This window comes from Spongiactinospora sp. TRM90649 (genome assembly GCF_029382225.1).
In the GTDB taxonomy this organism is placed as follows: Bacteria; Actinomycetota; Actinomycetes; order Streptosporangiales; family Streptosporangiaceae; genus Spongiactinospora.
In genome coordinates, this window is sequence record NZ_JARLTC010000015.1 from 47,328 (window position 1) to 72,015 (window position 24,688).

23 protein-coding genes are annotated in these 24,688 nt (G+C 70.5%); 9 read left to right on the forward strand and 14 right to left on the reverse strand.

Features of this window, described 5'->3' with window-relative positions; translation table 11 throughout:
- Positions 1-6 precede the first annotated feature (6 nt).
- The 4 genes from serB to P3X83_RS19980 form a co-directional block, all read right to left on the reverse strand.
- Positions 7-1,254: a phosphoserine phosphatase SerB gene (gene serB, locus P3X83_RS19965; protein ID WP_277306646.1), complete on the reverse strand. Its 1,248-nt coding sequence runs from the start codon at positions 1,252-1,254 to the stop codon at positions 7-9.
- Between the two features lie 198 nt (positions 1,255-1,452).
- Positions 1,453-2,097: a hypothetical protein gene (locus P3X83_RS19970; protein ID WP_277306647.1), complete on the reverse strand. Its 645-nt coding sequence runs from the start codon at positions 2,095-2,097 to the stop codon at positions 1,453-1,455.
- Positions 2,098-2,292: 195 nt separating this feature from the next.
- On the reverse strand, positions 2,293-3,336 hold the full coding sequence (locus P3X83_RS19975; protein ID WP_277306648.1) for an S-adenosylmethionine:tRNA ribosyltransferase-isomerase: 1,044 nt from the start codon (positions 3,334-3,336) through the stop codon (positions 2,293-2,295).
- Positions 3,333-4,007: an SDR family oxidoreductase gene (locus P3X83_RS19980; RefSeq protein ID WP_277306649.1), complete on the reverse strand. Its 675-nt coding sequence runs from the start codon at positions 4,005-4,007 to the stop codon at positions 3,333-3,335. The genes P3X83_RS19975 and P3X83_RS19980 overlap by 4 nt, the downstream gene beginning before the upstream one ends.
- Positions 4,008-4,117: 110 nt before the next feature.
- Between P3X83_RS19980 and P3X83_RS19985 the strand changes: the two genes are divergently transcribed.
- The 3 genes from P3X83_RS19985 (at position 4,118) to P3X83_RS19995 (ending at position 9,571) form a co-directional block, all read left to right on the forward strand.
- Entirely contained in the window at positions 4,118-5,305 is a 1,188-nt protein-coding gene (locus P3X83_RS19985) for a GAF domain-containing sensor histidine kinase (protein ID WP_277306650.1), read from the forward strand.
- Entirely contained in the window at positions 5,302-5,970 is a 669-nt protein-coding gene (locus P3X83_RS19990; RefSeq protein WP_277306651.1) for a response regulator transcription factor, read from the forward strand. Before P3X83_RS19985 ends, P3X83_RS19990 begins: the two co-directional genes overlap by 4 nt.
- A gap of 154 nt (positions 5,971-6,124) precedes the next feature.
- A complete protein-coding gene (locus P3X83_RS19995; protein WP_277306652.1) occupies positions 6,125-9,571 on the forward strand; it encodes a protein kinase in 3,447 nt (1,148 codons plus the stop codon).
- Between the two features lie 52 nt (positions 9,572-9,623).
- Here the strand turns inward: P3X83_RS19995 and P3X83_RS20000 are convergent, their stop codons facing one another.
- On the reverse strand, positions 9,624-10,445 hold the full coding sequence (locus P3X83_RS20000) for a hypothetical protein (RefSeq protein WP_277306653.1): 822 nt from the start codon (positions 10,443-10,445) through the stop codon (positions 9,624-9,626).
- Positions 10,446-10,514: 69 nt separating this feature from the next.
- Here P3X83_RS20000 and P3X83_RS20005 point away from each other — a divergent pair, with 69 nt between their 5' ends.
- The 3 genes from P3X83_RS20005 to P3X83_RS20015 all read left to right on the forward strand — a co-directional run bounded on the left by P3X83_RS20005 (position 10,515) and on the right by P3X83_RS20015 (position 13,260).
- Positions 10,515-11,312 (forward strand): ABC transporter ATP-binding protein, encoded by a 798-nt coding sequence (locus P3X83_RS20005; RefSeq protein WP_277306654.1) that lies wholly within the window; start codon positions 10,515-10,517, stop codon positions 11,310-11,312.
- A gap of 115 nt (positions 11,313-11,427) precedes the next feature.
- The gene (locus tag P3X83_RS20010) at positions 11,428-12,420 is read left to right on the forward strand and encodes an SPFH domain-containing protein (RefSeq protein ID WP_277306655.1); all 993 of its coding nucleotides are present in this window, start codon (positions 11,428-11,430) and stop codon (positions 12,418-12,420) included.
- An 84-nt stretch (positions 12,421-12,504) separates the two neighbouring features.
- Positions 12,505-13,260, forward strand: coding sequence for a sulfite exporter TauE/SafE family protein (locus P3X83_RS20015; RefSeq protein WP_277306656.1), 756 nt, complete (start codon positions 12,505-12,507; stop codon positions 13,258-13,260).
- A 12-nt stretch (positions 13,261-13,272) separates the two neighbouring features.
- On the opposite strand, the gene P3X83_RS20020 is transcribed toward P3X83_RS20015, so the two are convergent.
- The 6 genes from P3X83_RS20020 to P3X83_RS20045 form a co-directional block, all read right to left on the reverse strand.
- Positions 13,273-14,706, reverse strand: coding sequence for an ATP-binding protein (locus P3X83_RS20020; RefSeq protein WP_277306657.1), 1,434 nt, complete (start codon positions 14,704-14,706; stop codon positions 13,273-13,275).
- On the reverse strand, positions 14,703-16,361 hold the full coding sequence (locus P3X83_RS20025) for an FAD-dependent oxidoreductase (RefSeq protein ID WP_277306658.1): 1,659 nt from the start codon (positions 16,359-16,361) through the stop codon (positions 14,703-14,705). Before P3X83_RS20025 ends, P3X83_RS20020 begins: the two co-directional genes overlap by 4 nt.
- Positions 16,362-16,387: 26 nt before the next feature.
- A complete protein-coding gene (locus P3X83_RS20030; protein WP_277306659.1) occupies positions 16,388-17,302 on the reverse strand; it encodes a Rieske (2Fe-2S) protein in 915 nt (304 codons plus the stop codon).
- Positions 17,303-17,357: 55 nt separating this feature from the next.
- Positions 17,358-17,951: an HD domain-containing protein gene (locus P3X83_RS20035; protein WP_277306660.1), complete on the reverse strand. Its 594-nt coding sequence runs from the start codon at positions 17,949-17,951 to the stop codon at positions 17,358-17,360.
- 139 nt (positions 17,952-18,090) lie between these two features.
- Positions 18,091-18,672 (reverse strand): hypothetical protein, encoded by a 582-nt coding sequence (locus tag P3X83_RS20040; RefSeq protein WP_277306661.1) that lies wholly within the window; start codon positions 18,670-18,672, stop codon positions 18,091-18,093.
- Between the two features lie 61 nt (positions 18,673-18,733).
- Complete coding sequence (locus P3X83_RS20045; protein ID WP_277306662.1) at positions 18,734-18,931, reverse strand: hypothetical protein; 198 nt, start codon at positions 18,929-18,931, stop codon at positions 18,734-18,736.
- Positions 18,932-19,530: 599 nt separating this feature from the next.
- Here P3X83_RS20045 and P3X83_RS20050 point away from each other — a divergent pair.
- Positions 19,531-20,388 (forward strand): helix-turn-helix transcriptional regulator, encoded by an 858-nt coding sequence (locus tag P3X83_RS20050; RefSeq protein ID WP_277306663.1) that lies wholly within the window; start codon positions 19,531-19,533, stop codon positions 20,386-20,388.
- A 67-nt stretch (positions 20,389-20,455) separates the two neighbouring features.
- On the forward strand, positions 20,456-20,662 hold the full coding sequence (locus P3X83_RS20055) for a DUF397 domain-containing protein (protein WP_277306664.1): 207 nt from the start codon (positions 20,456-20,458) through the stop codon (positions 20,660-20,662).
- 81 nt (positions 20,663-20,743) lie between these two features.
- On the opposite strand, the gene P3X83_RS20060 is transcribed toward P3X83_RS20055, so the two are convergent.
- From P3X83_RS20060 to P3X83_RS20070, 3 genes are all read right to left on the reverse strand, one after another.
- Positions 20,744-21,403 (reverse strand): DUF6082 family protein, encoded by a 660-nt coding sequence (locus P3X83_RS20060; protein ID WP_277306665.1) that lies wholly within the window; start codon positions 21,401-21,403, stop codon positions 20,744-20,746.
- A 101-nt stretch (positions 21,404-21,504) separates the two neighbouring features.
- Positions 21,505-22,953, reverse strand: coding sequence for a catalase (locus P3X83_RS20065; RefSeq protein WP_277306666.1), 1,449 nt, complete (start codon positions 22,951-22,953; stop codon positions 21,505-21,507).
- Positions 22,954-23,008: 55 nt separating this feature from the next.
- On the reverse strand, positions 23,009-23,422 hold the full coding sequence (locus tag P3X83_RS20070) for a Fur family transcriptional regulator (RefSeq protein WP_277306667.1): 414 nt from the start codon (positions 23,420-23,422) through the stop codon (positions 23,009-23,011).
- Between the two features lie 139 nt (positions 23,423-23,561).
- On the opposite strand from P3X83_RS20070, the gene P3X83_RS20075 reads away from it, so the two are divergent.
- On the forward strand, positions 23,562-24,677 hold the full coding sequence (locus tag P3X83_RS20075) for a CapA family protein (RefSeq protein WP_277306668.1): 1,116 nt from the start codon (positions 23,562-23,564) through the stop codon (positions 24,675-24,677).
- Positions 24,678-24,688 lie beyond the last annotated feature (11 nt).

Sequence of the window (24,688 nt, forward strand, 5' to 3'; positions counted from 1 at the left end):
GGAGGCTCAGAGAGACGGCCTGGAGAGGTTCTCCTGAAGGTCGCCGACCAGGCCGTCTTCGGCGTCGGCGGCCTCTACCTCGGCGCGGGAGATGCCGAGCAGGTAGAGGATCGAGTCGAGGTACGGGGTGTTCACGGCGGTGTCGGCGGCCTGGCGCACGACCGGCTTGGCGTTGAAGGCGACGCCGAGCCCGGCGGCGGCGATCATGTCGAGGTCGTTGGCGCCGTCGCCGATGGCGACCGTCTGGCTGACCGGGATGCCCGCCTCGGCGGCGAAGCGGAGCAGCGCGCGGGCCTTGCCCGGACGGTCGACGATCTCGCCGGTCACGCGGCCGGTGAGCTTGCCGTCCACGACCTCCAGGGTGTTGGCCGCGGAGTAGTCGATGCCCAGCTCGGCCACCAGCGCGTCGGTGATCTGCGTGAAGCCGCCGCTGACGATCGCGAAGCGGTAGTCGAGGCGCTTGAGCGTGCGGACCATGGTGCGCGCGCCTGGGGTGAGCACGACCTCGGCGCGGACCCGCTCGAAGATCTCCTCGGGCAGCCCGGCCAGCAGCGCGACCCGCTCGCGCAGCGAGGCGGTGAAGTCGAGCTCGCCGCGCATCGCGGCGGCGGTGACCTTCTCGACCTCGCCCAGGCACCCGGCGTGGGCGGCGAGCAGTTCGATGACCTCGGCTTGGATGAGCGTGGAGTCGACGTCCATGACGACCAGCCGCTTGGCCCTGCGGTGCAGGCCGGAGCGCTGGACCGCGACGTCGACCTGCTGGACGACGGCCTCGGCGGCCAGTTCGGCGCGCATGGCGTCGGGGTCGGCCCCGGACACGGCCAGCTCGATGCACGTCACCGGGTAGTGGGCGAGGCGCTCGATGCGGTCGATGTTGGCCCCGGCGGCGGCGATGCGCCCGGAGATGCCGGCCACGGCGGCGGGCAGCAGCGGGGCGCCGAGCACGGTGACGTGCAGCCGCCCGCGCTTGCGGTGCTCTTTGGGGGCGGAGCTGGTGGACAACTCGACCTCCATGCCGAGGTCTTCGGCGATGCGCTCGACGGCGGTCCACAGGGCGCCGAGCGTGCCGCCGGTGCCGGTGGGCCTTTCGCCTGCGTAGGCGACCAGCACACCGAGGGTGAGCTTGCCGCGAATGACCACCTGCTCGACGTCGGCGACCGTGACCGGGAAGCCGGCCAGGAGGGCGAAGAGCCGGGAGGTGACACCAGGCCGGTCGGGGCCGGACAGGGTGATCAGGAGCGTGCGCTGGTTCATCTCGTTCAACGGTACTTGGCCGCCGGACGTGCCTGAAACTCGGTTCACCATTCGGACGTCCCCTGTTCAACCCGTATGCCGACTAGGCGTGTCGAAACCGTGTCAAGGTCCGTTGAAACCGGGTCAGGTTCCGTCGAAGCCCCGCCAGGCGTGACGAAGCCCGCCCCCGTGGCCGGAGGCGGGCCGTGCCCTGCGATCTTACTTGCGGACGATCTTGGTCTTCACCGTGCGGGTGAAGTCCCAGCCCTTGATGGCGCCGATGCGCTCCAGTTCCTCGCGGCTGATCTCCTCGGCGCCGGTGGGGACGTCGTAGGTCTCCACGCCGAGCTTGGCCGAGGCGCTGCCCTTCGCGCTCTTCTTCAGCTTGAAGGAGAGCTTGAGGGAGTCGGTCTTGCCGACCTTCAGCACCCAGTCGCCCCAGCACCAGAAGCCGGTGTCGTCCCAGTCGCACTTGGTGCCGTCGGGGCCCCAGTAGGTGACCTTGCCGGAGATGCCCTTGGGCAGCCTGCCGCCGATGAAGTAGGCGTCGGCGGCGTGCGGGCCGAGGTTCGTGGCCTTGATGGAGTAGGTGACCGTGCCGCCCGCGCGCACCTTCTTGGGCGCCTTCAGCTCGACCTTGAAGGAGGAGTAGGGCTGGTCGGCCTGGGTGGCCTGGGCGGAGTCCACGACCCGCGCGACCTTCAGCGTGGCGGCGGCGGTGTCGGTGTTCCCCGTCCGGAACGGCACGAGTTCTTCGGCGGGCTCGATGGTCGTCGCGAGGGCCGGACCCGCGGCGAGCAGCATCGCGCCGGTGAGCGGTACGGCGAGCGCCGCCTTGGCGATTCGTGCAATGGGGTGTCGCATGTGAGGGGTTCTCCCGGGTTGGAGGGTCCGCGGGGGACGGGCTGCGGGAGGGGTCGAAGCGGCGGCGGGCAGCACGGAACCCGCGCTCACCCAGGGAATCTCCGCCTGCTGATCGCCTGATCCCCACGGAAGATTCGCTGCGTTCTATCATGATCTAGGTTCCGGCGTAAAGATCTGTTTTAGGTCTAGATCATGTTATGTGGCGAGAATGAGGTGCGTATCACCGAATTCATGCCACAGATATCCCTCGCGCAGCGCCTCCTCGTAGGAGCGCGCGACGAGCTCCCGCCCGCCGATCGCGGTGAGCATCATCAGGTGACTCGAACGGGGTTCGTGCAGGCCCGTCACCAGGCCGGTGACCGCGCGGACCCCGCCGTTCGGCGTCACCACGTGGGAGGTCCAGCCGTCGGCCGCCGCCACCACTCCCGGGCCCGTGGCGGCCGTCTCCAGGGCGCGGACCACGGTCGTGCCGACCGCGATCACCCGCCCGCCCGACGCGAGGGTCAGGTTCACCTGACGCGCCGTGGCCGCCGGTACGGCGAAGCGCTCCCGATAGGGCGGCTCGTCCTTCTCCGGCGAGGCCACCCCCGTGTGCAGAGTGATCGGCGCGATCCCGATGCCCCGTGAGACCAGGGCCGTGACCAGCGCCTCGCTGAACGGCCTGCCCGCGCTCGGCATCTCCGCGCTGCCCGGCACCGCCGCGAACACCGTCTGGTAGGCGGCCAGCGGCCAGTCGCGCCCGACGTAGGAGTAGCGGATCGGCACGCCGTGCCGGGCCAGGTACCCGTGGACCTCATGGTCCAGTCGCGCTCGCCACAGCCTCGGCGTCTCCCTGGCCAGCAGCCGCAGCGTCGCACCACCCGGTAGCGGCAGCCACTCGCCGGGTTCGCCCCCGGCGTAGGGGCTGCTGGCCCCCGATCGGATGGGGCGGCGCAGCTCGACCAGCCATGAACCGTCCTCGTACTCGGTGGAGAAGTGGACGGCCAGCCGGTCCAGGCGCACCGCCGCCGGGAGCGTCCCCGAGTTGTTCACCACCAGCAGGTCTCCGGGAGAGAGCAGCCCGGGCAGTTCGGTGAACGCGTCGTGGGTGATCTCCCCGGTGTCCCGCCGCGAGGTCATCAGCCGAACTCCGTCGCGGGCCACCCCCCGCGCCTCCGGCGGTTCGTGGGCCTCCAGCGTGGTCGGCAGTTCGAAGTCGAAATCCGGTTTCAGTCCCGGTTTGGCGGCCAGCGCGGTCATCGGTGGACCAGCCTTCCGCTTTCCGGCCGCTCCCGGACGAGCCGCAGGATCGTCGGCGCCACGGTCTCCGGGGACGGCGCGCCGCTCGCCTCCTCCTCCCCCGCCGCCTCGGCGAGCATCGCGGTGTTCATCTCACCCGGGTCCACCCACCACACGGCGACGTCGGGCTCCTCCTCGGCCAGCACGTGCGACACCTGGTCCAGGGCCGCCTTGGTCGCGCCGTACCCGCCCCAGCCCGGATACGCCTCGGTGGCGGCGTCGGAGGAGATGTTCACGATCGCGCCGCGCCGCTCCCGCAGGCCCGGCAGCGTCGCCTGGATCAGCCCGAGCGGCGCCAGCGTGTTGGTGGCGAACAGCTCGCCCAGCTCTGCCAGCGGATATCTGGCCAGCGGGGGCAGCGGCGTCGGGCCCAGCCCACTGGCGTTGTTGATCAGCAGGTCGAGTCCCCCGAGATCTCGTGCCGCGTCGGCGAGCAGCGCGCGGTGCGTCGCGTCGGCGACGTCCCCGGCCAGGGCGGTGACCTGAGAAGGTCCGAGTTCCAGTGCCACCTGGTCCAGGGCATCCGCGCCGCGCGCGGTGATGATCAGACGCCAGCCCTCCTTGGCGAAGGAGCGGGCGAGGGCCAGTCCCAGTCCCCGGGACGCGCCGGTGATGAGTGCGTTCTTCGTCATACCGCCGACGCTAGGCAGCGCGTGCCTTTCGGACATCGGGCCAAGGCCCCGTGACGGTCTGGGCATATCGGCGTAGGACCAACGGCCGCGGACGACCTAGGGTGAACTGTGTGGGGGACAGGCGAGAAGAACCATCGCCGCCGCGTCCGGACGGCGTGGCGGAACGTGAGGAGATCCTGCAGGCCGTCAGCTCGGCTGTGCTGGCCGTCACGCGTCACCTGTCGGTCCGGGAGGTCCTCCAGGTCATCGTGCGCTCGGCGCAGCGGCTGCTCGACGCGCGATACGCCGCGCTCGGCGTTCCCGACGACCAGGGGGCGTTCGCCGAGTTCGTGGCCGAGGGCCTCACCGACGAGGAGTGGGCCGCGATCGGCCCCACGCCGCGCCAGCACGGCATGCTCGGCGCGATGCTGCGCGACGGCGTGCCCGCCCGGCTGCCCGACATCCGCAGGGATCCCAGGTTCGAGTGGTGGCCGAGGGCCCATCCGGTGCTCAAGGACTTCATCGGCGTGCCCATCCGCGACGCCGACGAGGTGCTGGGCATCATCTTCCTGTCCAACAAGCGCACTCCCGGCGGGTTCACCCAGGCCGACCAGGAGCTGCTGACGCTGTTCGCCGCGCACGCCGCGATCGCGCTGACCAACGCCCGCCTCTACGAGCGCAGCCGCGAGCTGGCCATGGTCGAGGAGCGCACCCGGGTGGCGCGCGAGCTGCACGACGCGGTCACCCAGAAGCTGTTCTCGCTGCGCCTGACGGCGCAGGCCGCCGGGGCGCTGCTGGCCGAGCATCCAGAGCGCGCCGCCGTCCAGATCGACCAGGTCCAGCGGCTCGCCGGGGAGGCGCTGGCCGAGCTGCGCGCGGTGATCGTCGAACTGCGGCCCGCCGAGCTCGACCGGCACGGCCTGGCCGAGACGCTGCGCAAGCACGTCTCGCTGCTCGACCACCTGCACCCCGCCGAGGTGCGGTTCGAGTGGGTGGACGAGGCGTGCGACGACGACTCGGCCGCCGCCGAGCCCGCCGTCGAGGTCGCCGTGCTGCGGGTGGCCCAGGAGGCGCTGCACAACGCGCTGCGGCACGCGCGGGCGGCCAGGGTCACCGTCCGGCTGACCGAGAGCTGCGGGACGCTGGTGCTCGACGTTTGCGACGACGGCGACGGCTTCGACGTCGAGTCCGCACCGGGACGCGGCCAGGGGCTCGGGCTCGCCTCCATGCAGGAGCGGGCGCAGGCGGTCGGCGGCACGGTGGACATACGATCGCGGCCAGACGCCGGAACGACGGTTCGCATGGAGGTCCATCCTTGATTCGCGTGGCGATCGCCGACGATCATCCGGTCGTCCGCCAGGGGCTCCGCACGTTCCTCGACCTTCAGGAGGACGTGGAGGTGGTGGGTGAGGCGTCTGACGGGGCCGAGGCCGTCGAAGTCGTCGCCGCGGTGACGCCCGACGTGCTCCTCCTCGACCTGCGGATGCCGGAGCTGGACGGCCTGGGCGCGCTCGGACGGCTGGCCGAGCGCGGGCTGGCCGTGCGGGTGCTCGTGCTGACCTCGGTGAGCGACCAGGGCGACGTGGCCCCCGCGATGCGCGCGGGCGCGGCCGGGTTCCTCTACAAGGACGTCGATCCGGCCTCGCTGGTGCAGGCCATCCGGGCGGTGGCGGCCGGGCAGGTGCTGCTCGCCCCCGAGGCCGCGCAGGCGATGCTGGCGGGAGGAACGGACGCCCGGCAGGAGACCGCGGCCTCGCGTGCGGGCGCGTCGTCATCCGACGCGCCCTCGGTCTCGCCGCTCACAGAGCGTGAGCGGGAGGTCCTGAAGCTGATCGCGGGCGGACGCTCCAACCGGGAGATCGCCAGGGAGCTGTCGGTGGCCGAGAAAACGGTCAAGACGCACGTTTCCAACGTGCTGATGAAGCTCGGCGTGCAGGACCGCACCCAGGCCGCGCTCTATGCCGTACGACATGGCATGGCATGACCTGATTCTGATCGTTTCGATAGGGGAAAGGCTGCGCGGAGACGACCTTCGCGACATCTCGACCGGCGTATTGTGTGGACCCACGACAAGTACGGTCGGGTCCCGCGTATCCCCGTGAGTTCCCGTGATTCCGGCGTTGCCGGAGGAGGTGCGCATGCCGCTCGCCCGAATTGCCGGGGCGGGTGACCCCGGTCCGGCCGTGCCCGATGCCGTCGACAAGATGATCGACGGCTATCGCGTCACCGGCCGCCTCGGCGAGGGCCGCCAGGGCGTGATCTTCTCCGCCGTGGACCCTGAGGGCGACCAGGTGGTCGTCAAGCTCCTCCACCCCCGGTTCCGGCTCACCGAGGACGGGGACGAACGGTTCCTCGCGGTCATGAACGGACTGCGCGGAACGGAGCACCCCAACACGGTCACCGTCCTGGGCGCGGGGATCCATGACGGCAGGCCGTACGTGGTGAGCGCCATGGCAGACGGGTTCCCGCTCTCCACCAATGTCGCGGCCCGCCGCCTGCGCTCGCTCGCCAAGGGGACGGCCCGCGCGCTCGCGTCGCTGCACGCGGCGGGCGTCGTGCACGGCGACGTGAAGCCCGGCAACGTCATGCTCGGCGTGGACCGGCCGTGGCTCCTCGACGCCGGAATCGCCGCCGCGCTCCAGGCGGGCGCGACCGTCTTCAGCGGGACCATCGGCACGCCGCAGTACCTCTCGCCCGAGCAGATCACCGGTGAGGACCCTGGGCCGGCCTCCGATGTGTTCTCGTGGGCCACCACGATCGCCTTCGCGGCGACGGGACGGGATCCGTTCACCCCGCTGACGCATGATGTGGTGTCGTCTGAGCTGTTCGTGCTTTTCGACGACTCTGTTCCGGCGGTGCTCGACCGGGTCCTCGCGGTGCCGCCCGACCTTTCGGGGGTTCCGTCCGACCTGCGCGAACTGCTGGCGCGCTGCCTGGCCAAGCTCCCGGAGGAGCGGCCCTCGTTCCCGGAGGTGCTGGAGGGGCTCAACGCACCCGCGCCGCGCACGGTCCGGGCGAAGGCGCCGAAGCCGGAACCCGTCGTCGAGGAGAAGCCCGAGCCGGTAGAGGCGGAGAAGCCCGCGAAGCCGGAGCGGCCCGAGCGGCCCAAGAAGGCGCCGACCCCCAGGTCCACGGTCGTGCGGGCCCGGGGAACGGCGGCGATGCGCAAGGCCGCGACCTCGTCCGACACGGCCGAGCCGGGCACGGCGAGCGCGACCCCCGCCGCCGGATCGAAGCCCGCCACCCCGGCCAAGCCCCGGACCACCAAGCCCAGGAAGCCCCGCACCACCACGCCGAAGCCGACCACGGCGTCCAGCGAGCCCGCCACGGCCCGCCCGAAGCCCGCCACCAAGCGCGCCACCAAGCCCGCCACCACCCGCCCCCGCTCCACAGCCCCAAAGCCCAAGCCGGCCCCCGCAAAGCCTTCGGCCGATGCGGCGGACTTGGACCGCACCGCCGCGAAGCCGCTGAGCGACGCGCCCGCGTCCGGTACGGCAGGCGCGGAGTCGGACACGGTGACCTCGGGCGGTACTACGGCCCCCGTGAAGCCTTCGGCGGACGCGCCCGTGACGGTGGACGCGGTCGTGGAGGGCGATGGCGTTACCGCTCTGGGCAGCGCCGTGACCCAGTGGCCGGAGCTTTCCGGCGGAGTGGTCGATTCGGTCGTGGAGGCGGACGCCCTTGTCGGGCGTCCGGACGACGTGGCCAGTGCGGCCGGTGCGGAAGCCGAGCCCGTGGCGGCGGCCGGTGCGGGCACCGTTACGGCGGAGCCGTCCCCCTCAGTGGATGAGGCCGCCGCCGTCCCCTCCGGCGGTGCCGAGCGGGCCGATGAAACGCCTGGCGACGCCCCCTCAAGCGCCGTGACGGCAGAGCCGGAGCCCCAGCAGGACGGCGCGGCCGACGCGCCCTCCGACGCCACAGAGACGGCGGCGGAGACGCCTGCGTCCGGTACCGCCTCCGGTGGCCCGGTCGAGACCGAGACCGACGCCGTGCCGGATCAGAAGGCCGAACCGGGCTCGGCCGGCGCTTCGATCAACGGCGTCGAGCCGGACAAGACCGGCGACGAGGTCAAGGACGCCAAGCTCACCGAAACCCCGGACTCCGATTCGCGCACAGACGCGGCCCAGGACTCCACCCCCGCCCCCACGGCCTCCGGTTCCGTCTCGGGCGGAGCCACGAAGTCGACCAAGCCCATCAAGCCCATCAAGCCCTCCGCTCCTGCCAGGGCCGCTGGGACGGCGGCGGTGGTGGCGGACAAGAAGGTCGCGGGGAAGGCCACCGGGACGCGGCCGGCGGCCAAGACCACCTCTACCGGGCCCGCGAAGGCGGGGACCACCGCTCGGCGGCGGCGGGTCGGTGGGTGGACCCGGGTCGGGGTCGGGCTTGGGGTCGTGGCGGTGCTGGCCGTGCCGACGTGGCTGGTGTTCGGGCCGATGGGCAACTCCGGGAAGCCCGAGGCCCTCCCCACCGTCGGGATCGTGAAGCAGGCGGAGGTCGCCTCCACCGCGCCCACGCCGGTCGCGCCCACGCCCACCCTCCCCACCTCGACACCCGCCCCCGACATCACCCCCTTCCAGGCGGCCCCTCCGCCCGAGGGTTTGTCGTGGCTCGGGTACGGCTACCGGATCCGGTCCGTGAAGACCGGGAGCGAGGTCAAGGCGACCGCCCTCACGCAGGTGCGCAAGAGCGCCGTCATCGTGACCGGTGGCGCCGACGGACGTCTGCGGCTCTGGAGGCTGGAGACCGGCGACGCCGTCGGCGGCAGGTTCGCCGGGAAGGGCCATCGGGGCGCGATCGAGGCGCTGGCGACGGCCAGGCTCGGCAAGCGCCCGGTGGCCGTCTCCGGCGGCCGGGACGGCACGCTCAAGTTCTGGGACCTCAACACCCGCCGTCCCATCGGAAAGGCCGTCAAGACGCGTGGCGGCGCGGTGTCGGCGCTTACGGTGCTCAAGGCGCGCGGTCGCACGGTGGTGGCGGTCGCGACCGCCAAGGACAAGCGGATCCGCCTTTACGACCTGGCCAAGCGCCGTCCGATCGGCAAGCCGCTGCGCGGGCACCACAAGGCGATCACGTGGCTGGCCGCGGGCGAGTTCCGTTCGGGCAAGCAGTACCTGGCCTCCGGCGGGAGCGACGAGACGGTCCGCCTGTGGGACCCCGTGCGCCGCAAGGCGTACGGCAAGGCGTACAACGACCACACCCGCGCCGTGCGGGCCCTGGCGACCGGGGTGATCCGCGGGCGGCCGGTGGTCGCCTCGGCCGCGGGCGGCGAGAAGGCCGTCCGGATCTGGGACGCCGCCAGCCGCAAGCCCGCCAGGAAGCCGATCTCCGGCCCGAAGGGGTCCGTCAACGGCCTCGCGGTCACCGAGCTCGGCGACCGCGAGACCCTGGTGGCGGCCAGCGGCGACGGTATGCTGCGGGCCTGGGACCTGGCCACGGGCAAGCTCCGGGGCAAGATCGAGGACGCGCACCCGGGCGGTGCGCTCTCGGTGGTGCCGCACGTGGACAAGGACGGCAGGCTGATGCTCGTGACCACGGGCAAGGACGCCAAGGCCCTGGCCATCTGGCGGTTCGGATCGTTGAACTGATCAGGTCCCGAGCCGATCAGGTCCCGAGCCGAGCCGCCGGATGGGCGTGAGGTCACGAGGCGCGCGGTTCGAGGATCGCGTGGTGGGCGGCCACCTGGGCGCGGCGGACGGCGTGGTCGAGCCGCCGCAGCGCCTCGCCCCTGGCCGCCACCTGGCCGGTGGTCAGGCCACGGTCGTCGGCCAGGCGCAGCACGACGGAGAGCCGCGCCGACAGCGCCGCCACCCGGTGGGCCCGTGCGGGGTATCCGGGGGCGAGCGTGTCGCCGGGGGCGGACAGGGCGTCGTCGGGGCGGGCCTGGCGCGGGCCCTCGACGCCCGCCAGCGCCTCGGTGACGGCGCTCATGGACGTGCTCAGCTCGCGTTCGGCCTCGGCGAGGGACGGAAGGTCGGGGATGGTCACGGCCGCCTCCTCCGAGACCCAGCGGGTGCCTCGGTAGGAGGAGCCGCGCCGGTCGGGTTCGGGGACCAGGCCGACGCATCGGCCGCGTAGCACGGCGATGGCGGCCTGTCCGGCCTCGATGGCGGCGGAGTTGAACGACGGCGGGCCGGTGAGCCCGAGCGGGTCGCCCGCCACGGGGAGGGCGAGGCGCAGCGCCGTCATGCCGTCCACGCGCAGGTCGGCGAGGAAGGCGCGCAGAGGGAGTTCGGTGGGACGGGAGGTGCCGGGGAGCTCGCTTGTGGGCGATCCGCTGGCGGAGGATCCCCGTGGGGGGAGATCATCTGACGGTGGGCAGGCGACGATGCCGGGGCCGGCCGTACGCTCGATGTGGTCGACCGCCTCGTCCAGGCCTATGTGGCCGGCGAGCCAGGCGTTCCCCCAGCAGACGAGCGCGGCCGATGCCGGCGAGTCCCGGTGCGATGAATCCAGGTGCACCCGACCCACGATAAGCGGTGCCTCTGCAATAGGTTTTAGACGAGCGACACGATGAGGGAGTGATCGGGGATGGGCGGTCAGGTGCTGCACCTTCGGGATGTCGCCGTCCGCAGGGACGGCGCCGCCCTGCTGAGAGGCATCGACTGGGCCGTCGGCGAGGACGAGCGCTGGGTCGTGATCGGGCCAAACGGCGCGGGCAAGACGACGCTGCTGCAGGTGGCGGGGGCGATGCTGTTCCCGACCGAGGGCGTCGTCGACATTTTGGGCGAGCAGGTCGGCCGTACCGACCTGCAGGAGCTGCGCACCAGGATCGGCATGGCCAGTTCGGCCCTGACCGAGCGCATCCCGCCGCAGGAGAAGGTCATCGACCTGGTCCTCACCGCGTCGTACGCGGTGCTCGGCCGCTGGAGCGAGGAGTACGACTCGCACGACGTCACCCGCGCGGTGGAGCTGATCGACCAGCTCGGCTGCGCCCACCTCATCCGGCGGAGGTTCAACACGCTGTCCGAGGGTGAGCGCAAGCGCACCCAGATCGCCCGCGCGCTGATGCCCGATCCGGAGCTGCTGCTGCTCGACGAGCCGGCCGCCGGGCTCGACATCAGCGCCAGGGAGGATCTGGTGCGCCGGCTTTCCGGGCTGGCCCTCGACTCCAAGGCGCCGACCATGGTGCTGGTCACCCACCACGTGGAGGAGGTCCCGGCGGGCTTCACGCACGCGCTGCTGCTCCGCCACGGCTCCGTGGTGGCCCAGGGGCCGATCGAGGTGGTGATGACGGCGGAGAACCTCTCGAAGACGTTCGGCGTGCCGCTGGGGCTGGAGCAGGCCCCCGACGGCCGCTGGTACGCCCGAGCCCGGCCCGCGTACTGATCGATCGGCACCCCGATCCGTGGGTTGTTTAGCGCGCCTCATGTATGAGTAAAGCGATAACCCATAGCATTTCGGCCAGCTTCGTCATGCACCGATGATTGACAAAGGGGCCGCAATGGAGCTGCTGATCGCGGGTGTCGTCGTGCTGGCCATCGCCGGGTTCGCGCTGGTCCGCACGATAAGGATCATCCCTCAGGCCACGGCCGGCATCGTCGAGCGGCTGGGGCGCTACCATCGCACCCTCCAGCCGGGGCTCAGCCTGGTCGTGCCGTTCATCGACCGGATCCGCAATCTCGTGGACCTGCGCGAGCAGGTGGTGGCGTTCCCGCCGCAGCCGGTGAGCACCGCGGACAGTCTGGTCGTCTCGGTCGACACCGTCGTGTACTACCAGGTGACGGACGCCAAGGCGGCGACCTACGAGGTGGCGGGGGTGCTCGCGGCCATGGAGCAGCTCACCGTGCTGACGCTGCGCAACATGGTCGGCGCGATGGATCTCGACCAGACCCTCGGCGCCCGCGAGCGGATCGGCGGGGAGCTGCGCGCGGCGCTGCAGGAGTCGGCGGGCCGCTGGGGCATCAAGGTCAACCGGATCGAGCTGAAGTCCATCGACCCGCCCGCCTCCATCCAGGAGTCGATGGAGAAGCGCACGCGGGTCGACCGCGACTCGCAGTCGTCGGTGCGGGAGGCCGAGGGGAGGAAGCAGGCCGCGATCCTGACCGCCGAGGGCGAGCACCAGGCGGCGGTGCTGCGGGCGCGCGGCGAGGCCGAGGCCGTGGTGCTGCGCGCGCAGGCCGAGGCGGAGGCGGCCTCGATGCGGGCCAAGGGGCAGGCCGAGGCGATCGCGATGGTCTTCAAGGCCATCCACGACGGCAAGCCCGACCAGGCGCTGCTGGCCTACCAGTACCTGCAGACGCTGCCGGAGATCGCCAAGGGCGACGCCAACAAGGTGTGGATCGTGCCCTCGGAGATGGGGCACGTGCTGTCCGGCCAGGGCGGCTTCTTCGGGCCGTTCGAGGAGGAGCGGGACGAACGCGAGCCGCGCCGGAAGCCCCGGGCGTCCCGCCGTGCGACCGACGCCGACAGGGCTTATCCGGACGGCCTCGCCTAGCTCCCGGCCCACCCGGCCGCAGCTCCCGCGACCCGCGCGCCTACCATCGGGCATCGGGGCGGACGTGCTGCGAAAGGTGGGGTTTTGACGCCGTGGGAGGCGGTCGCGGTGCTCGCGGCCGGAATCGCAGCCGGGAGCATCAACGCGGTCGTGGGGTCGGGGTCGCTGATCACGTTCCCCACCCTGCTGGCCTTCGGCTACCCGCCGATCGTGGCCAACGTCTCCAACAACGTGGGCCTGGTGCCCGGCGGCGTGACCGGCGTGCTCGGCTACCGCGAGGAGCTGAAGGGCCAGCGCGGACGGCTGACCCGCCTCGGCGTGGCCTCGGTCGCCGGGTCCGTGGCGGGCGGGCTGCTGCTGCTGAACCTGCCGGAGACCGCCTTCAAGGTCATCGTCCCGGTGCTGATCGGCTTGGCGCTGGTGCTGGTCGTCGCCCAGCCGTGGCTGAACCGCAGGCTGGCGGCCCGCAGGGCGAACCCGCACCCGCACGGCGGGCCGTGGCTGTGGCTCGGCGTGCTGGGCGCGGGCATGTACGGCGGCTACTTCGGCGCGGCCCAGGGGGTGGTGCTGATCGGCCTGCTCGGCACCTTCCTGGACGAGGACCTGCAGCGGGTCAACGCGGCCAAGAACGTGCTGTCGCTGCTGGTGAACTCGGCCGCGGCGGTGCTGTTCGTGTTCGTCGCGCCGCTGGACTGGTGGGCGGTGCTGATGGTGGCGCTGGGCTCCATGATCGGCGGTTACCTGGGGGCGCGGGTCGGCAGACGGCTCCCGGCCGCCGTGCTGCGCGGGGTCATCGTGGTCGTCGGTGTGGTCGCCATCGTCAAGCTGGTCACCGGCTGATCGCCGGGCTGGTCACGGCTGGTCGCCGGGGTGCAGCGGCAGCAGGACGGTGAACCGCGTGTCGCCGGGCTCCGACCGCACCCGGATGTCGCCGTGGTGCTTGTTGACCACGATCCGGTAGGAGATGTCGAGCCCGAGGCCGGTGCCCTCACCCACCGGCTTGGTGGTGAAGAACGGCTCGAAGATCCGGGGCCGGATCTCCGGCGGGACACCGGGGCCGGTGTCGCCCACCTCCACCGCCACCATGTCGCCGTCGTCGCAGGAGGTGCGCAGGGTGAGCGTGCCCTGTTCGCCCATCGCGCCCACCGCGTTGTCGATCAGGTTGGTCCACACCTGGTTCAGCTCGGCGGCGTAGGCGGGGACCTTCGGCACCGTGCGGTCGTACTCCTTGACCGTGCGGACCCCCGGCGGGATCTTGGCCTGCATCATCGCGAGCGTGGCGTCCAGCAGGTCGTGGACGTCCACCGTCTGGTGCGGGGAACGGTCGAGCTGGGAGTACTGCTTGGCCGCCGCGACCAGGCCGGAGATCCGGGTCACCGCGTCGTCGATCTCGCCCATCAGCATCTCGGTGTCGATGGTGTAGGTGATCCACCCCACCGCCGACGCCAGGTTCTCCTCGCCGACGGCCGCCTCGACCTTCTCCAGCCACTCGGTGTCGATGCCCCCGGCCACGAGGGTCGGCGCGGCCTCCCAGGAGCCGGCGATGTCGTGCTCGTCGAGCCAGTCGGCGAGGACGTCCTCGGCGTCGGAGGCCGCGAGGGCGCTCAGCGGCGGCGCGGAGGCGGCGCTCTTGACCGCGGCCTCCTGGAGCTCGACGAGATCGTGCAGGCGGCTGCCGTCGAGCCTGCCGTCCGCGATCAGGGCCAGCTTGTGCCGCATCTTGGCGACCCGGTCGCGCAGCGTCGAGGTGGCGCGGACGGCGGCGGCGGCCGGGTTGTTCAGCTCGTGCGTGAGCCCGGCCGACAGCGAGCCGAGGGCGAGCAGGCGCTCCCGCTCGCCGACGATCGTCTGGCTGGCCCGCATCCCGAAGAACAGGCCCTCCAGCAGGTGCATCGCCATCGGGAACCAGGTGCGGACGGCGTCTCCGATGATGTCGGCCGGCAGGGTGAACAGCTCGCAGTCGGTGATCGCGTGCAGGCCGTTCATGTAGATCTGGTCGATCTTGTCGCCGATGTACGCCTGGGTGGCTCCGCCGTACACGCCGGGCTGGTCGGTGCGGCTGACCTCGACGTCGTCGCCCCTGATCCGGCGGCGGAGCGCGATGGTGCCGCTCAGCAGCACATAGAAGCAGGTGGCGGGGTCGCCCTCGGTGTATACCGGGGTGCCCGCCGCGCACCGCTCGACCCGGCCGTGCTCGGCCAGGTGCGCGAGCTGGGCGTCGTCCAGCGACTCGAACAGGAACAGCCGCCGCAGCTCGTCGGGAGTGAGGCGGTCGGTGGCGGTCATTGGGCCTCCAGGTAGCGGTGGATCAGCGACACCGCCATCGCGCCCTCGCCGACCGCCGAGGCGACGCGCTTGACCGAGGTCGCGCGCACGTCTCCGGCCGCGAACACGCCGGGCATGCTGCTCTCCAGGTGGTAGGGGGCGCGCGGGAGGGTCCAGCCAACGGGACGCCGGCCGTCGGCGAGCAGGTCGGGCCCGGTGATCACGAAGCCGCGATCGTCGCGCTGGACGGCCCCGTCGAGCCAGTCGGTGCGCGGCTCGGCGCCGATGAAGACGAAAAGCCAAGAGGTCTCGACGGTTCGCTTCTCGCCGGTGGTGGCGTCGCGCAGGACCAGCCGTTCCAGGTGCTCCCCGCCCTCACCCGCGACGACCTCGGTGCACGTGTGCACCTCGATGGCGTCGATGGCCTCGATCTGCTCGACCAGGTACTGCGACATGCCGCGCCGCAGGTCGCCGCCCCGGATGAGGATGTGGACACGGCTGGCGTAGCGGGAGAAGTAAACCGCGGCCTGGCCCGCCGAGTTGGCCCCGCCGACGATGTAGACCTCGCTGTCGGCGCAGCTCGGGGCCTCGGTGGCGGCGGAGCCGTAGAACACGCCGCGGCCGGTCAGCTCGGCCAGCCCGGGGGCGGTGAGCATGCGATACGACACCCCGGTGGCCAGGACGACGGTGTGCGTGGTGATCGACGTGCCGTCGGAGAAGCGCAGCACCCGGCTGGACCCGCCGCTTTCCAGCCCGATCGCCTCGCAGGTGGTGATCAGCTCGGCGCCGAACTTCAGCGCCTGCCGCCTGGCCCGCTCGGTGAGCTGGGCGCCGGAGACGCCGTCGGGGAAGCCCAGGTAGTTCTCGATGCGGCTGCTCTGCCCGGCCTGGCCACCGGTGGCGCGCTGCTCGACCAGCACGGTGCGCAGCCCCTCGGAGGCGCCGTAGACGGCCGCGCCCAGCCCGGCCGGTCCGGCGCCGATCACGACCAGGTCGTAGAAGTCGGCGGCGGGGGTGGTGCTGAGGCCGATCCGCGCGGCCAGTTCGGTGACCGACGGCGCGGCCAGCGACTTGCCGTCCGGGGTGATCACCACGGGGACGGAGTCGGTGCCGAGCCCGGCGGCCGACAGCAGCCGCTCGCCTTCGGGCTCGTCGGCCAGCAGCCAGCGGTAGGGGACCAGGTTGCGGGCCAGGAAGTCGCGGATCTTGAAGGAGGGCGCGGACCAGCGGTGCCCGACCACTCGCACCTCGTCGGCCGCGGCCTCGGGGGAGGAGAGCCAGGCGTCGAGCAGGCCGTCCACGACGGGGTAGAGCTTTTCCTCCGGCGGGTTCCACGGCTTGAGCAGGTAGTGGTCCACGTCGACGATGTTGATCGCGTCGATGGCGGCGTCGGTGTCGGCGTAGGCGGTCAGCAGCACGCGGCGGGCCATGGGGAACAGGTCCATCGCGGCTTCGAGGAACTGGATGCCGTTCATGTGCGGCATCCGATAGTCGGCGAGCATGACCGCGACCTGCTCGCCTCTCAGTTTGATCTCGCGCAGCGCGTCCATCGCGGCTTCGCCGGAGTCGGCACGGACCACGCGGTAGCGGTCACCGTAACGGCGGCGCACGTCGCGGGCCACTGCCCGGGAAACGGCAGGATCGTCGTCAACGGTGATGATCGCCGGGTTAGCCATGGTAATACTGTAATCAGGAAAAGGGACTAACCGTGCTGGGCGGGACGCACCTGGATGACCCCGTCACGCCGGATGCGGGTCTGGAACGCGGGCTGAGGCGCGGTGGCCGGGCCGTGCACCACCTTGCCGTCGGAGAGCCGGAACGTGCTGCCGTGCCAGGGGCAGACCACGCACGTCGTGCCGTCCTCGCTGACCAGGCGGCCCTGGTGCAGGGGCCCGGCGAGGTGGCTGCAGTGGTCGGCGAGGATGGTGACGTTCTCGCCGGTGCGCAGCACGAACAGGTCGATGTAGCCGAGGCGGCGGGCCACCGGGCGGCCCTCCGGCAGGTCCTTCAGCTCGCACAGGTTGTGCCAGCCGAGCGGCACCAGGTGGGTGACCTGCTCGGCGTGGTTGGCGCCCGCGGCCTGCCGGTAGGCGAGGTGGCCCCCCAGGACGCCGCCGAGGCTCGCCGCGCCGAGTCCCGCGTAGGCCAGCAGCCTGCCGGCGCGCTCGCGGCCCGCCAGTCGCAGGGCCAGGGAGCCGCTGTACAGCGTCACGGCCCCGATGTTGGCCAGCGCGTGGGCGAAGCCGACCCGCTGCTGCTCGATGTGCAGGACCGACCAGTCGGTGATGCCCGCCGCGGCGGCGGGCGCTGCCCCGGCCAGGCCGGTGGCCAGCACGGTGCGGGCGGCGCGGGGGTCGGCGCCGGTGGCGTCCAGGACGGCGGTGGCCACCCAGCACCCGAGGGTGACCGTGGCCATCGGCGGATGCGCGGGCGCGCCGGTCGGCACCCCGTGCAGCAGGTCGCGGAGAACGCCTTTGCCGAGCTTTTCCCTGATCGCCCTGGACAGCGCCCTGATCGGGCGGTCGAGGGCGGTCGAGCGCTCAAGCCGGCCGGTGAGATCGACCTTGGGCAGCATTCCCCTCTGGTAGCGGGCCCCCTTTTGGACAGTCTCCTCCACGATTGCCCCCTTTCCGTGTGACTCACCTACCCGGACATCGGGGGGCGAACACCGGCTAGGAGGGGGCCAGGTGGCCTTGGCGTACCGACTGCTCTACGAGCCGGGCGGCGTAGGCGCCGAGCTCCGGAGCGCCCTCCTCGATGATCTTCACCTTCTCCATCACCTGGGCCTGGGTGACCTTGTAGAGCGGCCATGTGCCGCCCTCGGTGCGGTGGTTGGCGATCATCGGGGCGATCCGGTCGAGCGCCTTGGCGAACCGGGCCTCCGGCGTGCGGCGCTCCTCGAACTCGTCCCACAGCTCGCGGAGCGGGGCCGCCTGGTCCTCTGGCAGCAGCCCGAAGATCCGCTCGGCGGCGGCGCGCTCGCGTTCGGCCTGGCCGGCGGCCAGGGAGTCGTCATAGATGAAGGTGTCGCCCGCGTCGATCTCCACGATGTCGTGGACCAGCAGCATGGCCACCACGCGGGCGAGGTCGGTCTCCGGCGGGGCGTACTCGGCCAGGGTCATCGCCAGCATGCCCAGATACCAGGAGTGTTCGGCGTCGTTCTCGCGTCGTGATCCGTCCATCAGCGTGTTGCGCCGGATCACTCGCTTCAGCTTGTCGATCTCGATGAGGAAGTCGATCTGTGCATGCAGCCGCGCGTCACTCACGCGTCCAGCCTAGTGGGACGTTGATCAACCGGTGGCGGAGTTCGCCGCCCCGACGGCGAACGTTGTGCTCACGGTCACCGAATCTCGCTGGGGAAGCCCCGGAGAGTGGCCCTCCGGGGCTTCCCGGCCGGCGCGACGGTCAGCCGGCCTGGGGGAGAAGCAGCGTGGCCGCTCGGGTATCAGGGGGCTCCTCCATCTCACGCGAGGAAGGCACGCGCACCCACCGATTTCCGGCGATGTCACGTGGCAGGGCGTCGTCCCTGCGGACGATCTCCACGGAGACCAGGTTGGCCCGCCGCCGGTGCCGCGCGACCCGCACCCGGCGGGCGAAGCAGGCCGCCTCCAGCTCCCCGGCGAACGCCTCGAAGTCCTCGGCGCAGATGCCCGCCCTGGTCAGGATCAGCGCCCGCTCACCGGTAGGGGTCGGGGTGATCCACAGCACCAGCGGGATCCGCCCTCTCGTCGTGTGCATCGTCGTCTCCAGGCACACCGCCTGGATCCGGTGCCGCGAGAACACGCACCAGAAGTGCGCCACAACCCACCCCCGCCCCGAACGCGTCGCGGCCGGCACCGACACCGCCCCGGAGAGGACGGCGAAGGCCCACCAACTCCCGTTCGTCACGGCGGCCACGGTCACCGCGACCACCACCGCGCCCAGCACCAGCAGCCCGATCTCGGTCCGCCACCGCCACAGCGACACCACCGGCCGACCCCGCCCCACCGCGGGCATCACCCCCCGCGCCGGATACGGATTGTTCCTCGGGTTCCTCTGATTCCGCGGGTCACGCCGCCACATTGCCCGGCACCTCCCGCTCCTCCCGTCCGTCCTCCTCGACACCGTGAAGGGCGCGCAGCCGGTCGGCCTTGAGCTGGTCGAACCGCGGATCCCGATACCGGCGCTGCCCGAAGCCGCCCTTGATGACGGTCCACCCGATCCGGTGGGCGAACTCGTCCTCCTCCATGCAGATCTCGCGATCCACCCTGTCGATGAGATCCAGAACCCAGGACTTGATTAGAGCTACTCCCTTGGTACCTTGTGAGTACATAGGACGCTTCCTTCGTGGACTCGATACGAAGCTCTTGTGGACTTGACCGGGTCGGTGGCCGCCGACCCGGTTTTTCCGTGTGCGCGCCCTCCCGGACACGCGTCAGCGTACGGGCCGTGCTGAGTCGCTCTCTGCCAGTGATCGTGTGAGCGGGGATCGCCCCCTATGACCCGATAGTCCCCCCGCGCATACCAGCTCCGCAAGTGCTCTAGCAAGTTAAAAAGCAATAAACTTTACAAATGCTGCGATCAATGCGGTGCATGTTCTCATGCAAGTTGCATTTGGCATCCGCCTCGGGTGTGCGCGGTCGAGGGTCCAGGTGGCCTGCGCGTGGCACGGTGTGTGAACAAAGGTCTACCCGGAGTTGGGCTTGTGGCAACCTTCGTACCGGTATCCACGGGGAGAAACTTAAGGCGGCGTGTGCACCGTGTCGTGCAACTTGCAGGTACGATAAGTGTCGGAACTCTTCACACGATGGGGTTCTACCACACTGTGTAGTCATAAGACTGCATTGCGACAAGGGGGTCCGGGCGGTGCCCGAGCGTGGCAGTCCGACCGTCCGCCGGCGCAGGCTCGGTCAGGAGCTCCGTCGGCTGCGGGAAAACGCCGGCATGACGGGCGACCAGGTCGCGGAGCGGCTTAGCTGGTCCGCTTCGAAGGTCAGCCGGATGGAGACCGCCAAGACGATGCCGCGAAGGGCCGATGTCCAGGCCCTGACGTCGCTGTACGGAGCGGACGAGGCGAAACAGCACGAGTTGCTCGGCCTGCTCCGGGACGCCGCGAGAAAAGGATGGTGGGAGGACTTCTCGGATTCACTGCCCGACGAGCTGACAACGCTGCTCGGGCTGGAGGCGGACGCGGTCTTCGCACGCAACTGGGAACCTCAGATCGTGCCAGGGCTTCTCCAGACGGAGGAGTACGCCTACGAAGTGATCCGGGCGACACAACCGATCACGCGAATCCCGCCGGGGGAGGTCCGGACCCGGATCGAAGCCCGGATGGCGCGGCAGCAACTGATCCTCAGGGCGGAAGAACCACTCGTCCTGTGGGTTGTGCTGGACGAATCAGTGCTGCTGCGGCGGTTCGGCGCGGTATCGGTGATGCGGCGCCAACTGGAGCGCCTGATCGAGGTGTCGCGCATGCCGAACATCCGCGTGCAGATCCTCCCGCTCGACGCCGGTCACCCGGTGAACACCAGCTCCTTCTTTCACCTGCGCTTCCCGGAATTCCACGACGTGGTCTACCTGGAATCGCTCTACAGCGCACGCTTCGTAGAGGACGAAGGACTGGTCTACGGATACGAGATCGCCTTCGACCATCTCCGGACGGAGGCGGCCGGCGTCGACGCTTCTCGCGAGCTCATTGAGAAGAGAATCGAACGTTGGAAATAGGCGGCCAGGCGACTGTGTGCCGCCACCGCAGCGGGAATCGATGACGCTTCCCGTAAAGGGAGAAATAATGGAAGAAATCGACCTCTCCGGCGCCGCCTGGAAGAAGAGCGAGCGAAGCGCTGCCAATGGTAATTGCGTTGAGGTCGCCCGGCTTCAGGCTGGAAACGTCGGCGTCCGCGACAGCAAGGCGCCGCGTGGGCCGGTCCTCATATTCACCAGCAGCGAATGGGACGCTTTTGTTGGCGGCGTCAAGGACGGTGAGTTCGACCTGTAGCCGACAGGGACACTGCGGCGGCCTCCCGTAGGGTCGCCGCACGTTCGGCGGGTCCCCAGACCGCCAATCCCGAAAATCGCGTCACCCCTCGGCGTGAAAGCCCCGCCGGGTCACCCTGCGCCACAGCGCCCAGACACCCACCACTCCGGCCGCCCCCAGCTCGGCCGTGACCAGTCGCTCACGTATCTCGCCGGTCTCCGGTGACTTCTCCGATGTCTCCTCGCGGACCGGAGGGGGTAGCCGGGCGTTCTGAAACTCCGAGTTCATGATCTCGTAGAACCGGCGCATCCGTTTGCTCTTCACCGCGTCCATGCGGTGCCTCCTGGTCTGCTCCCAGAAGAGATAGCCGGGGCGCGTGGCGAGGAAGTCGGCCCGGATGTACTCCCGCAGCACGTCGTCCGGCATTTCGCCCAGCTCGTAGAGCATCTCCCAGTAGGACAGGATCAGGTTCAGGTAGAGATGCCGGCGGGTCTCCTCGTCCGAGCGTGAGAGGTCGAGAGAGCCCCAGCACCGCAGATACACCGGGTCGTTCAAGGCCATGGAGAGAATTTGGGCGTGATAGCCGCGCTCGGCCTCTTTGCGGGTGGCGCGGTTGGCCGGCGTCAAGGAAGGTGAGTTCGACCTCTGATGCCTTTCCTCAAGGGGTGCGGCCGGTCCGGAAAGGGGCCGGGTTAGCCGCAATAGCGGACCCCGCTCTGGCCGGACTCGGCTCGTCTTTCCGGCCGGCGGCCGGGGCGGCATTCGCGCACCGCCCCGGCCCTTTGGTCACGGACGAGCCTCTCGCAGCTCGCCGTGACAGTACCGGCCTTCTCCGTTTCCGGGTTCTTCCCGGCTCTGGGTGGTCAGGCGAGGCCGAGGCCCTGGGCGACGCCCTGGCCGAGGTCCTTGTGGATGTTGGTCCAGTATTCGACTACGCGCTTCTTCGTGTCGGTGGTGACCTCCGGGGCGGAGGCGTGGCCGACGATGTTGCTCACGAGGTGGGCGCGGTCGGTGTCGGAGAGGACGTTCTCCCACAGGGCGCGGGGCTGGCCGTAGTCGTCGTCCTCCGCGTGCTTGGCGTAGGCACTGCGGACGATCTCGCCGGTCAGGTGGTAGTCCTCACCCGCGTACAGGGACGGGTCGGCGGCCGGGCCGTTGAGGGAGTTGGGCGCGTAGACGGGGTCGCCGCCGTTGGCGAAGCGCATCGCGCCGTCGCGGTTGTAGCTGTGCACCGGGGACTTGGGCGCGTTCACCGGGAGCTGCTGGTAGTTCGCGCCGATCCGGTAGCGGTGGGTGTCGGGGTACGAGAACAGGCGGCCCTGGAGCATCTTGTCCGGGGACGCGCCGATGCCGGGCACCAGGTTGCTGGGCTCGAAACCGGACTGCTCGACCTCGGCGAAGTAGTTCTCCGGGTTGCGGTTCAGGGTGAACCGGCCGATCGTGATCTCGGGGTAGTCCGCGTGCGGCCACACCTTGGTCAGGTCGAACGGGTTGAACCGGTAGTCCGCCGCCGCCTCGAAGGGCATGATCTGCACGTTGACCGTCCAGGACGGGTGGTCGCCGCGGGCGATCGCGGTGTGCAGGTCGCGGATGTGGTAGTCGGGGTCCTGGACGACGAGGGCCTTGGCCTCGGCGTCGGTGAAGTTCTCGATGCCCTGCTCGGTCTTGAAGTGGTACTTCACCCAGAACTTCTCGCCGCCGGCGTTGTACCAGAGGAACGTGTGCGACCCGAAGCCGTGCATGTTCCGCCAGGTGCGCGGGGTGCCGCGGTCGGTCATCAGGAAGGTGACCTGGTGCGCCGACTCGGGCGAGAGGGTCCAGAAGTCCCACTGCATGTTGTTGTCGTGCAGGTGGTTGTCCGCGCGGCGCTTCTGGCTGTGGATGAAGTCCGAGAACTTCTGCGGGTCGCGGATGAAGAAGATCGGCGTGTTGTTGCCGACGATGTCGTAGTTGCCCTGGTCGGTATAGAACTTGATGGCGAAGCCGCGCGGGTCACGTGCGGTGTCGGCGCTGCCCAGCTCACCGGCGACCGTGGAGAAGCGCAGGAAGAGGTCGGTCTCCTTGCCCTTCTGGAACAGGCTCGCCTTGGTGTACTGGCTCACGTCCTCGGTGATCTGCAGCTTGCCGTAGGCGCCGCCGCCCTTGGCGTGCACGACACGCTCGGGGACCCGCTCCCGGTTGAAGTGGGCCATCTTCTGGATCAGGTAGTGGTCCTGCAGCAGAAGGGGGCCATTCGGCCCGACGGAGAGCGAGTGCTCGTCGCTCGGGGCGGGAATACCCGAATCCGTCGTGGAGATGGGCCGGTTGCTCATGGCACGTTCCTCCGGATCGTCTTTGATGGAGTACGGCTTACGCCAGGGACTCCGCTTATGTACCAGCGCGACAAGTAGGGCAAATGCCCCAAAAAGTGACGTCTGCTTCGTCGACCAGATAGCCGGCGGCGTCCACGGGGTCTAGGCATGGCGCCTGTCCGACCACGCAATCGACGTCGGTCACCGTTCCGCACCTGCGGCATACGAGGTGGTGGTGGTTGTCGCCCACCCGTCCCTCGTATCGGGCGGGACTGCCCATGGGCTCGATCTTGCGAACCAGCCCGGCGCTGTGCAGCGCGGCCAACGAGTCATAGACGGCCTGAAGGGAGACCCGTCCGACGCGTTCGTGCACACGCTGGTGGATCGCGTCCACATCAAGGTGGTCGCCCTCGCGGACGGTCTGCATGATCGCCAGGCGGGCTGCGGTGACCCGCAGCCCCGCGTCACGCAGTCGGTCGGCATCGCCCATGTCTGTCACCCTATGTCCTAAACCTGAATGCTTCAAGTCTTGGAGTCATCCCAGTCTAGGTATGTCCGGCTGGTGTGATTGAAGTCGCCCTGACTGATTAGTGCCGCATGTCGGTAAGAGGTGGCATGCTCGGTTAGCAATGAAGAGGTACCCCCTTCCCCCGTTCTCCCGCCGTCTCCCTGTCCTCGTCGCGGCCACGGCGTCCGCCCTGCTGGCGGTCGCGTGCTCGGCGGGCGGCACCGGGCCCGACGGCGCCGCTTCCAGCACGCCCGCGGACCCCACGCCGATGGCGAAGGAGAGCAAGAAGCCGGAGCGTCGGCCGTACACGATCTCCTTCGGCGGTGACGTCCACTTCGAGGGAGTGCTGCGCGGCAGGCTCGACGCCAACGCCAAGACCGCGATGGGGCCGATCGCCTCGGTGCTGAAGCGGGCCGACCTGACGATGGTCAACCTGGAGACGGCGATCACCACGGGCGGCAGCCGCGCCCCCGGCAAGCAGTACGCCTTCCGCGCGCCGCCCACCGCGTTCACCGCGCTCCGGGCCGCCGGCGTGGACGTCGCCTCGATGGCCAACAACCACGGCATGGACTTCATGCAGAGCGGCCTGACCGACTCGCTGGCGGCGGCCCGCAAGGCGCGCTTCCCGGTCGTCGGGATCGGCAAGGACGAGGCCGAGGCGTACAAGCCGTTCCGCAAGACCGTGAACGGCAATCGCGTGGCGATCATCGGCGCCACCCAGGTGCTCGACTCGGAGTTCATCCAGTCCTGGACGGCCACGCCCGACCAGGGCGGCCTGGCCTCGGCGAAGAACGAGCGGCGGCTGATCCAGGCCGTGCGGGCGGCGCGGAAGAACTCCGACACGGTGATCGTGCACCTGCACTGGGGCACCGAGCTGGAGAAGTGCCCGAACCCGGCGCAGCGTTCGCTCGCCCCGAAGCTGGTGGCGGCCGGCGCCGACGTGGTCGTCGGCGGGCACGCGCACATCCTGCTCGGCTCCGGGTACCTCAAGAACGCCTACGTCAGCTACGGCATGGGCAACTTCGTCTTCTACAACTCCGGTCCGGAGACCGGCAAGACGGGCGTGCTGACGCTGACCATCAACGGCCGCAAGGTGCTCAAGGACCAGTGGACCCCCGCCCGCATCAACGGCGGCGTTCCGGTGCCGCTCACGGGGGCCGCGCGCGGCCAGGCGGTGAGTGAGTGGCGGGGGCTGCGCTCCTGCACAGGGCTGACCGCGAAGCCGACCGGCCGCTGATCACCCGCTCT